Below are 13,174 nucleotides of genomic sequence, written 5' to 3' on the forward strand. Positions count from 1 at the left end.
TCTATTTGTCCGCGCTGTCGTAGTCTTCAGCCAAAGATGACTGCGTCGAGCGCGGATAGCCGTATTGAAAATGTGTAATTCCAGAGTGGGAGCTGCGATGAAAAAACTGGTTCAGGGTGTGCTTAATTTCCAGAAAGATGTTCATCCGGAAAATAAAGAGCTGTTTGATGAGTTGGCTACAGGCCAGAGCCCGGAAATCCTGTTTATCACCTGTTCTGACTCCCGTATCGACCCCAACCTGGTGACGGGTTCGGAGCCGGGCGATCTGTTTATTTGCCGTAACGCTGGCAACATTGTGCCGCCGCATGCGCACCACACCGGTGGTATGACAGCCTCCATCGAGTACGCTGTGGCGGTACTGGGTGTGCGCCATATCATTATCTGTGGCCATGCTGACTGTGGTGCCATTAAAGGCGCACTGGACATGAGCAAGGTGGAAGGTTTGCCACACGTGCACGAGTGGCTGGGTCACTGTCGCTCGGCCATGGACATCGTCCGTGAGCGTCACCAGATTCCACGCACCAACCCGATTGATGGCTGCCACCTGAACGAGTGCATCAGCGAAAACGTGTTGCAGCAGGTTCAGCACATCCGTACTCACCCGGCGGTTGCTTCCAAAGTAGCGACGGGCAAGGTATTTGTTCACGGTTGGGTATACGACATCAAGAGTGGCGACATTCAGGCCAGTGACGAACACTGCACCAAATTCCTGCCATTCGATGAGCGTTATAAAGACGTGATCGAACAGCTGTAAGGCTGAGTCATTTCATCCGGCGGCAGGTGCCGTCGTGGTGATATGGGAGAAGTTCTCCCTAAGAGGCAGTGTGATTGGACCTGTTGCTCCCTAGCGCGGCAGCATCAGGTTCCATTTGATGGCACTGATACGCACCATAAACACCAGCAGCAAGGTCGAAATCACCGCTGCATTGGCATCCACCTTGTGCCACAGCACTGCGTACAGCATCGACCCCGCCCAGCTGGCGGTGGCGTAGAACGGCCCCTTGAACACCAGTGGCTCTTCGTTCAGCAAAATGTCTCGCAAAATCCCGCCGGCAACACCGGTAATCACACCCATAAAGCTGGCGACCAGCCAATTGGTGCCCACCATCAAGGCCGCTTGTGTACCGGCAATGGTGTAGAGCGCCAGCGCGATGGCGTCGGGAATTTCAAACCAGCGTGCCTCCAGTTCGATACGTCGGGCCACCCAGAACGTCAGCAGTGCGCCGACCCAGGTGATCACCAGATAGCTGGGGTCGCCAATCCAGAAAACCGGCCGATCCAGAATCACATCCCGCAGGGTGCCACCGCCCAACGCGGCGCAGAACGCGATGATCATTACACCGAACAGGTCGAATTTTTTCTGGCGGGCGTCAATCACCCCGGCAGCGGCGGAAAACACCGAAGCAAACAGGGTAGACCAGTACAAAATGGCGGCGGTATTGGGGGAAAAGTCCATCACGTTCAGTGGTGCTCAGGGTCAGAGAACAGAAAGTGGCGGACTTTATCAAAGGCGACTGTGGCTTGAACAGACACAGTCGGGGTTAGGCAGGTTGCCGAAACACGACAGTTTATTGCCCGATCAGCATTTCCAGCACGAACTTGGAGCCAAAATACGACAGGATCAGAAAGGCGGTGCCGGTCAAGGTCCATCGACTGGCCGTAACGCCGCGCCAGCCGTAGCGGTAGCGGCCGAACAATAATACGGCAAACACCGCCCAGCCGATGCTGGCAAACGCCACCTTGTGCACCAGATGCTGGGCTTGCATATCGCTGACGCTGGGCCAGCCAATGGCAAACGCCAACGTCAGCAGGATTTCACCCAGCCAGATCATCTCGAACAGTAGCAAATCCATGGTTTGCAGTGGTGGCAGAGCCTGAATCAGACCGTGGGTCTTGTGGCTGCGCAGATGGCGGTCCTGCAGGTACAGCAACACCGATTGCACAGCGGCAATCACGAACACGCTGTAAGCCAGAATCGACAACAGAATATGCCAAACCAGACTGTAGCTCAGGTGGTCGAGAGAGAACTTCTGGTTGGTTGCTGCGGCCAGCAGCAACACCAGACTGATCATCGGTAGTAGCCCAACCAGCAGGTTTTCGACCGGTTTTCTAAGGCTCGAAAACAACACCAGCAGCACCATCACCAAACCGATGACAGCACCAATATCAAAGAAGGCAAAATTGATGCTGGGGTGGTCCACCGGTGACGCATAAAGCACGGCGTAACCCACATACACCAGGTGGGCGATGGCCCCCAGCATGCTGAACGTCAGCACCTGATTGCGAGCAGCGGGACGCTTTCCTGTCACCACTTGCCATTGACGAAACGCCGCCAGCGCGTAGAGCACGATGGCCGGCAGTACGATAAGAATTTCAGACATAACCAGTGTTCCATTAAGACTGGCTCAGTGTCGCACATGGCCTTTGCTTAGCAAAGTCGATGAGAGTCAATTTCATCCGCCTGGATCAAGACAGCGTGACCTGATTATCGTGAAGTCTTGACCTGCTGCAGCCATTGTTGATCTCGCCAGCTGCGGTTGTCGTTCAGGTTGGCTCTGGCCCAGTGCAGGGCCTTGATGTGGTTGCCCTTGATGTTGTGGTAGTAACGACTGATTTCGTAAGCGTGGACGCTGGCCTGATTGTGCAGACGGTAATGAATACGGTGGGCGATCAGCGACTTCCAGCGTTTGGCGTCGCGGGCTCGCGGCTGACTGTGCAGCCAGGCTTCGCTGACACGTAACATCAAGGCGTCGTCCATCAGCGAGTCTTTGGCGTACAGCCGCGGCAGGGTGTGGATAACCGCCTGATATTGCTGGGTTGCCAGCGCGCTGTCTGCCCATTGAGCCCAGAATGCCACCGGCAAATTCTCGGCCGGGTATCTATGGACGATGCTGTCTAACACCTTGAAGGCTTGCTGGCTGTTGTTTGTGTCGTGATGACCTTGCTGTTCCAGATACTCGGCGTGCAACTGGCTCAGCCAAACGTCCATGTAACGAGGCAGGGTGCGGGACTCGGATTGGGCTTCGGGTTGAGGGGCGGCTCGGGACTCGGTATTGGATAAGCCGCCCTGATTCGTCTGCCGGAAGCTGGTGTCTTGCGGCTGGAAAGCTGTTTGAGAAGACAGCGCCTGCTGAATAATGGCTTGCAGGTTGGCGTCCTGATTACTGCGCGCATCAGACAAACAGGCGCTGACGACCAGCGTGGACGCTTTTAACAGCAGGGATTTACAGCTGGCCTCGGCAGCCTCGGATTCGCCCAGCATCACTTCCGTGCGAGCCTTCATCAGCATGGCGCTCGGCCAGTAGCGGCTGGTGGGTGAAATCTGCTGCAACTGTTCCAGTGTCGTCGCAAAGCGATGGTTGTATTGATCGATGCTGGCCAGCGTCAGACGCTGCCAATCCGTCGGGGTTTGTTCAAATACTTGAGGGTGTTGTTGGATCAGGGTCTCGGCAATGATCACGTGGTCCGAGCCGGATGGCAGTGCACGACGAGCCAGTTGCTGGTCGATGTAATCCTGAAATTCCACCGCAGAAAATTCAGCCGGTGTTTGCGCCAGCAGTTGCTCCAATCGTTTGGCAATATCTGGCACCGAATGCGACCAGACAGAAGTGGCCATGGCGGCCAATAACGTAAAGACGAACAAGGGTTTCATAGCCAGGATCGCTCGTTGGGTGGCCATCCCGGCCGATGATTATGGAAGAACGTCGGATTTTCCCCAGTTCCCCCTGCCACCCCGGCGACCGCTTGCTTCCATAGCGGTGCCGGGGGCTGGGAGGAAAACACAGGGTCTCAATCTACTGGTTAAGTAAATCCTGTAGTTGGGACGTTTCCAGCTCGGTGCCGGTAAAGGTCAGTTCGTCGATGGCGACGGGTTCCGCCGTCAGGGGGTCACTGACGGCAAAGGCATCGTTAACGAAACTGAGCAGGTCGGCTTCTTCAGTACCGTTGTCCTGATACTGATCCAGCGTGTCGGTCAGCTTGTTGGCGTCGTCGCTGTCTGAACAACCTGCCAGCAACAATGCCGTGGCAGCAACCGCCGGGAGCATTAATGGTTTAAGCATCATGGCTGCCTCCTCAGTTACTGGAACCCGGCAATGGGGCCTTGAAGTAAGGGAATGTGGCGTCGAAGTAGCTGACGTTCACCGGTGCGCGGTCGGTCAGCTCGGCGGTGCCAACCGGTGCATCGCTGGTTTCGCAGAGGCCAAGGTTGTCTCCGGCATCACCGGCGGTGCCACTGCCATCCAGATCGACAGCAATGGGGTGGCACAGGGCGCCCATTACCACGCGCAGGGCAATGTCGACCACATCGTCACCGGGACGACGACCGTTGGGGAAGCCGGCCAAATCACCAGCAACCACGCCAAAGGTGCTTTGCTCAGAGGCGGTCGTGGCCGCCACGGCGGTGTTCAGACGCACCATTTCCGACAAGGTACCGTCCGACAACTGATTCACACCGGGGAAGCCGGTCAGGAAGGCCGTCACCAGATCGGCACGAGGGAAGTTGGTCGGCGCGATGTTGGCGTTGGCATCGCCGGTCAGGGCTTCACCAAACAGAATATTGATCAGGGCTGGCAGCGTTGGGTGGGTTACGTAGTCGGCGAACTGGGTGTCGTTCACCGGCTCAGAGGCATTGAAGGTGTCTTTTTTCGACAGGCCAATCACAACTTCATTCACCAGCGGCATGCCCAGTCGGGACACCTGCACATAAGCACCGCCATACACGTCTGGCTTGTCGAAGTCGGCATTTGGATTCTGGATACGCACCTGCTGGGTGCTGGCGGTGGTCCAGCCACCAATCACCGTACCGGACTCGCCCAACAAACAGTCTTTATGCAGTTTCAGCGCAATGGTGGTGACGTTCTTGTCGGCCAGGTCGTCGTTGGCGTCGTCCTGAATGCCTTGCCAGGTTTCATCGCCCAGTGGCAGCGGAATGTAATTCACCAGATCGAAGGTCTTGCCCAGATTTACCACAAACGGGTCTTTGCGTTGGCCAACAAACACTTCACCGCCGGAGCAGCTGTCGATGCTCAGGTCGTGTACAAAGCCTGCGGCGTAACTGGCGTAGTCAGCAAAGGATTTCTCACCGATGTTGTCCATCGGCTTGTCGTAACTCATGCCACCGTTCAATACCTTACGGGTGCCACTGCGGCGGTCGCCGGTGACCATCGCGACGGTGTAGGTTTCCATAAAGTTGGTGGCGCTGGCAGCCGGGTCGGTGGTGTCGATCTGGCCGAAGTTTTTCAGGGGAATATCGACGTCGCGGTCGTCAATGGTCAGAGCCACACCACCGTCACCGCCGAGTGCTTGGCTGAATTGAAACTGGAAGGTGACGTCTTCCATGCCATCGCCGTTTTGGTCGATGTGAATTTCGTACAGGCCGTTAGGGTCCAGGCTGAAATAGTTGGGGCCGCCGTAGGCGTCTTGCAGAGGCACGTAGTTGGCCATCAGCACCACGTGATCCGGATTATCCGCCATGCCGTTATCATCGGCGTCGGTGTAATCCATGAACATGTAGAAGTCAGCGGCATCGAGCGTCGGAGTACGAGTGATGGCCGGGGCTTCACGGTGACTGGAGGCGAGCACGGTTGGAGCGGACAGGGCAACGGAGGTTGCCACGGCCATAAAAGCCGCTTTGGGGAGTGTGTTCAAACTGCGAACCTCTTGTTATTGGATGTGGGCTGCTGTCTATACAACCCTAGATGACAATGGCACGGGCTCGCGTTTTATCGGTGCGGTATTTTGTTAAGAAACACTGCATCAGGTTGGGTTATGTGACTAGGGACCCTCTGAATAACTCGGTGCCCGCTCTGGATGACAGGGCGACGCTGAATCACGAAGCTGATTTGCAGGCCTGACGGGTCAAGTCAAAAATCAGCGACACAGAGTCAGCAATGCCCTGCCATCCCCGACGGGCGCGGCTTGCAGCCCGCCAGAACGGTGTTGGCGAACCTGCGCGGCCCGATTTGGAAAGGTCTAGCCATTCCGCTGCATTCGCCGCGAGGTTGTAGAGAGCCAATGACAACCAGCAGGACTCGCGCACGACTGCATGGATGCAGGAGGTAGGGCGAAGCAGGAAGCCAGAGCCGAGAGCTGTGCAGAGTTATTCAGAGGGTCCCTAGGCTGTTGGTTTTCGCTATTTGGCCGCTGCCGTGGGAGATTTGAACACTTCCGCACTGCTGGCCGCGACCGGCAGTGGCAGGCGGAAATTCCAGGCGATCAGTAGGTTCATGACCAGCGCAGCCCAGAACGAGTACAGCACCAGCGTAAATGGCATGCACCACAGCGCGATGGCAAACAGCACCACGTCGAACGCCAGATGTACCCAGCCAGCGCGAATACCAAAACGGGTATCGACCAGCAGCGCCACAACACCCATGCCTCCGGGACTGCAGTGGTGTCGGAACAGGGCAATGACGCCAATCCCCACGCAACAACCGGCCAGTGTCGCCGCCAGCATGGGCGAAATGGATTCAAACACCAGAGCGGTTTTCAGCCACGGCGTCAGTGCGGAAATACCGGCCACCGCAAACAGCGTACGCAGGGTGAAGTCGGTGCCTTTCATACGCCAGCACAGCCACATAAAGGGCACGTTGATGATGGCGTACCAGAGCCCGAAATCAACCTGGCTGAACATCCCCAACAGGACTGCCAAACCGGCAAGCTGACCGGTGATCAATTGGCTGGATTGCAGGAACACCACCCCCAGGCTGATCATAATGATGCCGAAGGCAATGCCTTGCAGATCGTAGTAGCTGGGCAGGTGAGCGTGCAGTGGTTTGCAGAGGTCGCGAACATGGCCAAACAGGCCCGGCGCACCCCAGCGGGTTAGCGGGAACAGGCGGGTTTTCATACAGTGTCTCCGGGCCTTGTGAGCCATGTTGGAAGTGCCGCGTGCCTTGTGGGCGGGCCTTGTGAGCGCGAGCGGCGGTATAGAAATCCTTATAGCGCGAGATGGGTCACTTCACCAGTTGTACCTTGGACGGAGTCGCCATTGGGAGCATTCGGGTGTCTGAGGTCTGGAGTTGGGAGTCGGGATACGTTGTGGGAGAGAGCTTGCTCTCGATAAGCCGCATGACTTCACAAACAGTTGCAGCCCTGTGACGGAATCGACGCTGATATTTTCCGGTTGCCTTATTGCCAATCCGCTTAGGCGAACGGCCCCTGTTCGGGGTATACTCCGCACAATTTTTATTCGCTGTTGTATCCAAAGTGCCGATGCGTTCTTGCCGCAGGCCACAGCAACCGACCAGATAACGAGTATTGTTATGTTCGAGAGTTTGACCGACCGCCTTGGCAAAGCCCTTAAAAGTATTTCGGGCCAGGCCAAGCTGACAGAAGACAACATCAAGGGCACCGTCCGCGAAGTGCGCATGGCACTGTTGGAAGCCGACGTTGCCTTGCCGGTGGTAAAAGCCTTTACCGATCAGGTAAAAGAGCGCGCCATTGGTACCGAGGTTCTGAAAAGCCTGAACCCGGGTCAGGTATTCCTGAAAATTGTCCATGAAGAGCTGCAGGCTGTCATGGGCGAAGCCAACGAAAAGCTCGACCTTGCTACCCAGCCGCCAGCCATTGTCATGATGGCCGGTCTGCAAGGTGCCGGTAAAACCACCACCGTGGGTAAATTGGCCAAGTATCTGGCCGAGCGTGAAAAGAAAAAGGTGATGGTGGTTTCTGCCGACGTGTATCGTCCGGCGGCGATCAAGCAGCTGGAAACCCTGGCGGGTGAAGTCGGCGCTCTGTTCCACCCATCCAGTGTTGACCAGAAGCCCATCGCCATTGCCAATGGTGCGATTGAAGCGGCCAAAAAAGCCCACGCCGACGTACTGCTGGTAGATACCGCCGGTCGTCTGGCGGTAGACGAACAGATGATGGCCGAGATCAAGGATCTGCACGCTGCCATCAATCCGATTGAAACCCTGTTCGTGGTTGACGCCATGACGGGTCAGGATGCGGCCAACACCGCCAAGGCCTTCAATGAAGCGCTGCCGCTGACCGGTGTGGTACTGACCAAGGCCGACGGTGATGCCCGTGGTGGTGCCGCGCTGTCGGTACGTCACATTACCGGCAAGCCGATCAAGTTCATGGGTATGGGTGAAAAGACCGATGCTCTGGAGCCGTTCCACCCGGACCGTGTTGCGTCCCGTATTCTGGATCTGGGTGACGTACTGACCCTGATCGAAGAAGCCGAGCGCAAGATCGACAAGGACAAGGCCGACAAGCTGGCCAAGAAGATCCAGAAAGGCAAAGGCTTCGATCTGGAAGACTTCCTCGACCAGCTGCAGCAAATGAAGAACATGGGCGGTCTGACTGGCATGCTCGACAAGCTGCCAGGCATGGGCAACATGAACCAGATGGCCAAGCAAACCGCAGCGGCCGAAGGTCAGTTCAAGCAGATGGAAGCCATCATCTTCTCCATGACGCTGGACGAGCGTCGCTTCCCGGACAAGATCAACGGTTCACGCAAGAAGCGTATTGCAGCGGGCTCCGGTACCCAGATTCAGGACGTTAACCGCGTGCTGAAGCAGCACAAGCAAATGCAAAAGATGATGAAGAAGGTCACCGCCAAAGGCGGCATGAAGAAAATGATGCGCGCCATGGGTGGCATGGGCGGCGGTCCAGGTGGAATGGGTGGTGGCGGTATGCCGCCAATGGGAGGCGGCGGCTTCCCTCCGATGCGCTGATCTGAGTGCCCCTTTTTAGCCGCTGATTAGCGCGCTAAAACCATCAGCTCCAGACACAACAAAGCCCGGAATTCCGGGCTTTGTTGTTTTTACTTGTCGTTGTTACCGGCGGCAGCTCAGAACCCTTGCTGCATACCAAACACTACGTAGTTAACGGTGTTGTCTGCCGATTCGGTTTTGATTTTCTCCGAAGCCGCCCCCAGAGTCAGGCGACCAAGGCCCGCATAGGCCGGCAAGATCAGTTTGGCGCTCAGACGGGTGGTTTTCTGCTTCAGGGTTACGGTTTCTTCGTTGAAGTCATCACCGTCACTGTTCAATACGTCGAAGTCGTATTCCAGTGGCAGGTAGTCGTATTCTGCTCCCAGCTCCAGATCGAGGTCGAAGCCGCTTTTCAGTACCAGCCCAAGCTGTGCGCCATAGGCTGGTTTCATAGTGCCGCTGTTGCTGCTGTCGGCATTGGCTTCGCCGTTGTAGCTAACCCAGGTGTCCTGCTCGACGGTCAGGGAACCATAAGGCGACAGGTCGCCCCCAACGCTGATTTCCAGGTGCTCGCTTTGCCAGCGCATTTCGCCTGAAACGACCGCTCGATACACTTCCACCTCAACGCTGTTGTCCAGCAGCAGGGTCTGGCTATTGAACTCACCGTAGCCAAATTCTTCACGATTGATACGAATGGCTTCAGCGCCACCGGCCAGCTGCCAGTTCATACCTGATCCGCTGCTTTGATAACCCAGCAGGTCCAGTCGCAGGTACTGATCACGGATGGTTTGTGAGCTGCGTTGCATCAGTTCACTGTCGTCGACTTCGCCGTAGGTCACGCTGCGGTAGCTGATTTTGCTGAAGTATTGCTCAGACCATTGCAGCGGAAAGCTGCTGATCGGATCAACATCGCCGTCCTTGTTCAATTGCATTTCAACGTTTACGCCCTGGGCCTGGCTGACGGCGCTCAGTAGCAGCAGGGAAGGGATCAGAATTCGTTTCATTATACGTCCTGTAAGTTGGAGCTGTTCTCTATGCATGTATATCCGGGCTCGGGCCTGTTGAGGAATATCAGGCCCGGGTTCTTTAGTGGTCGTGGGCTCAGGGCTGGCCAACCGTCACTTCAAAACTGTTGTTGTAGGTAGTGCCATTGCTGTCGGTGAAGACCAGCTCAATGGTTGCACTGTGGCCATCCGGCGTGTCTGCTGCGACGTTGATGATCACATCACCACTGCTGTTGCGAGCCAGGTAATCGTCGCTGTCTTGTAATTGGCAATCGCTATCGATGTTATTGCCGGGGTCTACCCAGCAACCGAGTGTGCCATCACTGCTGGCAGTGATGTACTCATCGCTGGTCGAAGCGGTTATCGATTCCCACACCAGCGCGGTATTACCGCTGTTGCTGACGGCCACTTCAACCCGTGCGCTTTCACCGGCTTCCAGCAGGCCGTCACCGTCGCCACTGGATTCACCAAACTCAAAGCTGGCCTGATCGTAGTATGCGGAACGGCCTGCGTATTCCAGCGCACTGCTGAGTGTTTCGCCGGTAGTGACCTCGAATGAGGTGCTGTAGGTCGCACCGTCGCTGGCGTTGATGACGACGTCAATGGTGGCTGAATGGCCAACGGGGGTATCCGCTGCGGCGCTGATCAGCAGGTCACCGTGGTAAGTACGAGCGAGGAAGTTGGTTTGGTCTGATGGGGTCTCATCGTCGGTATCGACGATGCTGCCACCAGGGATGTCGTAATTGAATGTGGCATTGGATGCGATGCTGGCGGAGATATAGCTGTCGCTGCTGGAGACCGTCAGGCTGGATACCGTAAAAGCGGTATTGCCGAGGTTTTGCAGGGCAATTTCAATACGGGCGCTTTCACCGGCATCCAGTACGCTATCGCCGTTGCCAGAGGATTCGCCGAGGGTGCTGACCTGGTCGTAGTAGGGCGAGCGGCCGAAATAGACCGGGTTAATGGTGTCACTGGACACTTCCACTTCGAAATAGTCGACCCATTGGCTGCCGCTGCGGTCGGTCATTGTCAGCATCAATTCGGCGCTGTGTCCCGCAGGTGCATCGTCGGCCACTGTGATCATGAAATCACCGGATATACGGCGTAGGTAATAGCGGTGAGTGGACAGGCGGTTGTCGGAGTCTTCACTGCTGTAGGCTTCAATTTCGCTCAGGGTGCGTGCCGACTCGTCGGTCCAGTTCACCGCGGTGATGTAATCGTCGTCGCTGCTGACGCTGAGTACGACATCCATGGCGCTGGAGCTGCCCAGGTTGGATACCCCAACGTTGAAGCTGGCCGACTCGCCGGCGCTGACGACGGCGTTGTTGTTGCCTCGCACGCCATTGACAGTGTCGTAATCGTAGAGTGGCGACAGATCATCAAACACCAGCTCGGCGGCGACGGCGGTAACGGTCACTACGAAACTGTCCTGCCACTGGTTGCCGTACTCATCTGTGTAGGTGATGTTGATGGTGGCTTCATGGCCCGCAGGGGTGTTGCTGGCGGCAGAAATACTGAAAGCACCAGCACTTTCGCGACGCAAGAAGTAGCTGTCTGTTGATAAGCGTCTGTTGGTGTCCCGAATTTCACCGGCGTCGATGTCCACTGCTGTGGTTTCCAGGTTGCTGACGGTCACGTAATCGTCAGTGGTGGACAGTGTGGTCACAACGCCCATGGAAGCGGCGCTGCCGGTGTTCTCTGCAGCCAGATCAAACTGGGCGGTTTCGCCCGGGTTGAGGAGCGTATCCTCGTTGCCTGAGGTGCCGGAGCTGGAATCAACGTCGTAGAACGGTGAGTGATCGTAGTACACAAACTGGGCACCGGTTTGTTCCACTGTGATGGTGAACTGGTCGGTCCAGCTGTTGCCGTGACCATCGGTGAGGGCAATATCAATGGTTGCCTGATGACCTACTGGTGTATCGGTGGCAATGGTCGCAGAAAAGTCGGCATTGGAGCTGACACGGCCATAATAGCTGTTGTCACTGGTGCGGCCGTCGGAGTCTGTGATGTTCGGCGTCTGATAGACGGTGAAGGTGTTGCTGTTGAGGTTTTCCACACTCACATAAGCATCACTGGTGCTCAACGTAGCGGTCAGTCCGGTGATGTCGCTGTATCCGCGGTTGCGGAATGCGAGGTCAAACAGCACAGTTTCGCCGCGTCCAAACAGGCCATCGCCATTGGCGAGAGCAGCGCTTTCGTAAATGGCGGTCACGGCATAAAACTCCGGCTGGGAGTCTTCCAGTTGCTCGTCAGACTCCGGCATGTCGATGGTGAAGTAGTCTATGTCGCCAATGTGCAGGAAGGCTGAAACCGCCTCGCCCGGAGCCATGCTGGTGGCTTCGCTTTCGGTGTCGTTGGGCTCGAACGCGCCGGTGTCGCTGAAGTCGGTCAGGTCTTCAACGGCGGTGCTGTAGCCGATGCTGTAGGCGGTTTCGGTATTGATGTCATTGTTCGCCAGCACGATCTGGTATTGCTCGCCCGGCAAGTAGGGCAGGTAGGTGGTGGAGCTGCGTACGCTGATTTGTTTCAGCTCATGGCCCGGCAAAATGATGTAGCCGGAAACGCTCGACTGGTTGGCCTCGACATTCAGCGCCAGCGGTCGCTTGTACACCTCGAACTCCATGTAGTCGTTCCACTGGCGGTCATCCACATCTTCGATGCTGGTGTAGATACGCACCGACTCAATGGCTTCTTCGAGATAACCAAAACTGAGTTCGACCGGGAAGGAAACGCTTGAGCCAGGGTCGATGGAGCGCGACTGATTGGTGATGTCGCAGCTGGCAATCAGTGTATCGCTGCAGTCAAAGCTGTAGCTCAGGCCTGTGCCCCGCAGGCTGCCGTTGTTGTATACCCGGATGGTGCCCGTGACGGTTTCGTAGTTGCCGTAGGGTATCGAGTTAAGGGTCAGCTCGGACTTGAAGTTGTAGAGGTTGTCATCGGCAACCGTGACAACGCCAATATCGTTATCTGTGCCTTCAACATCGACCGTGATGGTGGCGGATTCGCCATCAACATCGGCGTCCAGGCTGTATTCACCGGTTGGAATTTCGGCTTCGAAGCTGCCGTCATCATCTGTGGTGACGACCACTGCTACATCGCCGTCTTCAAGGTTGCGCAACACCACATCAGCACCACCGATGCCGGTGAATCCCGAGGTCATTATTTGTCGGCTGGAGGCACTGGCCGTGCTGGAACCAATCGCGGAAAGGGTTCCGGTAACGGTGCTATTGTTGTTGCCAGAGCGCAGGGCATACAGATACTCGCCATCGCTGGTGGTGATACGCAGCAGGCCATCCCCGACTTCGGTGACCTCCAGTTCGCTGTCCTGATCGAGGTAGAACGAGCGCCCATTGTGGACGTACAGGTATTCGCCGATGAGATCAGATGGGATATTGGCAGAAGAATTGTCGCTGGAGTCATCGCCGCCTGAAGCGCCACGACCACAGCCACTCAGCAGGGCAGAAGACAGCAGCAGGCCAGCAGCATCGGTTTGGCATTCATGTCGTGACG

10 protein-coding genes are annotated in these 13,174 nt (G+C 56.6%); 2 read left to right on the plus strand and 8 right to left on the minus strand.

Translation table 11 applies throughout. The annotated features are described in order from the left end of the window. Positions 1-97: 97 nt before the first annotated feature. Complete coding sequence (locus ACXADJ_RS17390) at positions 98-754, plus strand: carbonic anhydrase (protein ID WP_475068472.1); 657 nt, start codon at positions 98-100, stop codon at positions 752-754. A gap of 90 nt (positions 755-844) precedes the next feature. Here the strand turns inward: ACXADJ_RS17390 and ACXADJ_RS17395 are convergent, their stop codons facing one another. The 6 genes from ACXADJ_RS17395 to ACXADJ_RS17420 form a co-directional block, all read right to left on the minus strand. Beyond that, positions 845-1,456 carry a trimeric intracellular cation channel family protein gene (locus ACXADJ_RS17395; RefSeq protein WP_028293942.1) on the minus strand — a complete coding sequence of 204 codons (612 nt, stop codon included), beginning with the start codon at positions 1,454-1,456 and terminating at the stop codon, positions 845-847. A gap of 112 nt (positions 1,457-1,568) precedes the next feature. Continuing rightward, positions 1,569-2,381, minus strand: coding sequence for a cytochrome C assembly family protein (locus tag ACXADJ_RS17400; protein ID WP_475068475.1), 813 nt, complete (start codon positions 2,379-2,381; stop codon positions 1,569-1,571). 104 nt (positions 2,382-2,485) lie between these two features. Further along, positions 2,486-3,652: a hypothetical protein gene (locus ACXADJ_RS17405; RefSeq protein WP_475068477.1), complete on the minus strand. Its 1,167-nt coding sequence runs from the start codon at positions 3,650-3,652 to the stop codon at positions 2,486-2,488. A 142-nt stretch (positions 3,653-3,794) separates the two neighbouring features. Beyond that, complete coding sequence (locus ACXADJ_RS17410; RefSeq protein WP_475068479.1) at positions 3,795-4,064, minus strand: hypothetical protein; 270 nt, start codon at positions 4,062-4,064, stop codon at positions 3,795-3,797. Between the two features lie 10 nt (positions 4,065-4,074). Continuing rightward, a complete protein-coding gene (locus tag ACXADJ_RS17415) occupies positions 4,075-5,649 on the minus strand; it encodes a DUF4331 domain-containing protein (RefSeq protein ID WP_475068482.1) in 1,575 nt (524 codons plus the stop codon). 484 nt (positions 5,650-6,133) lie between these two features. Further along, positions 6,134-6,850: a YitT family protein gene (locus ACXADJ_RS17420; RefSeq protein WP_475068484.1), complete on the minus strand. Its 717-nt coding sequence runs from the start codon at positions 6,848-6,850 to the stop codon at positions 6,134-6,136. A gap of 415 nt (positions 6,851-7,265) precedes the next feature. On the opposite strand from ACXADJ_RS17420, the gene ffh reads away from it, so the two are divergent. Next, complete coding sequence (gene ffh, locus ACXADJ_RS17425; RefSeq protein ID WP_475068486.1) at positions 7,266-8,681, plus strand: signal recognition particle protein; 1,416 nt, start codon at positions 7,266-7,268, stop codon at positions 8,679-8,681. Between the two features lie 116 nt (positions 8,682-8,797). Here ffh and ACXADJ_RS17430 read toward each other — a convergent pair whose 3' ends face one another. Together ACXADJ_RS17430 and ACXADJ_RS17435 are read right to left on the minus strand one after the other, a co-directional pair. Further along, the gene (locus ACXADJ_RS17430; protein ID WP_475068488.1) at positions 8,798-9,664 is read right to left on the minus strand and encodes a hypothetical protein; all 867 of its coding nucleotides are present in this window, start codon (positions 9,662-9,664) and stop codon (positions 8,798-8,800) included. Positions 9,665-9,761: 97 nt separating this feature from the next. After that, positions 9,762-12,824 carry a COG1361 family protein gene (locus ACXADJ_RS17435; protein ID WP_475068489.1) on the minus strand — a complete coding sequence of 1,021 codons (3,063 nt, stop codon included), beginning with the start codon at positions 12,822-12,824 and terminating at the stop codon, positions 9,762-9,764. Positions 12,825-13,174: the final 350 nt, after the last annotated feature.

This window comes from Oceanobacter sp. ABM4_470 (assembly GCF_056158645.1).

Excerpts from the sequence above, each read along its gene's own strand:
- ACXADJ_RS17390 (WP_475068472.1), top strand. The coding sequence starts at position 98 with ATGAAAAAACTGGTTCAGGGTGTGCTTAATTTCCAGAAAGATGTTCAT.
- ACXADJ_RS17395 (WP_028293942.1), bottom strand. The coding sequence starts at position 1,456 with ATGGACTTTTCCCCCAATACCGCCGCCATTTTGTACTGGTCTACCCTG.
- ACXADJ_RS17400 (WP_475068475.1), bottom strand. The coding sequence starts at position 2,381 with ATGTCTGAAATTCTTATCGTACTGCCGGCCATCGTGCTCTACGCGCTG.
- ACXADJ_RS17405 (WP_475068477.1), bottom strand. The coding sequence starts at position 3,652 with ATGAAACCCTTGTTCGTCTTTACGTTATTGGCCGCCATGGCCACTTCT.
- ACXADJ_RS17410 (WP_475068479.1), bottom strand. The coding sequence starts at position 4,064 with ATGATGCTTAAACCATTAATGCTCCCGGCGGTTGCTGCCACGGCATTG.
- ACXADJ_RS17420 (WP_475068484.1), bottom strand. The coding sequence starts at position 6,850 with ATGAAAACCCGCCTGTTCCCGCTAACCCGCTGGGGTGCGCCGGGCCTG.
- ffh (WP_475068486.1), top strand. The coding sequence starts at position 7,266 with ATGTTCGAGAGTTTGACCGACCGCCTTGGCAAAGCCCTTAAAAGTATT.
- ACXADJ_RS17430 (WP_475068488.1), bottom strand. The coding sequence starts at position 9,664 with ATGAAACGAATTCTGATCCCTTCCCTGCTGCTACTGAGCGCCGTCAGC.
- ACXADJ_RS17435 (WP_475068489.1), bottom strand. The coding sequence starts at position 12,824 with ATGACCTCGGGATTCACCGGCATCGGTGGTGCTGATGTGGTGTTGCGC.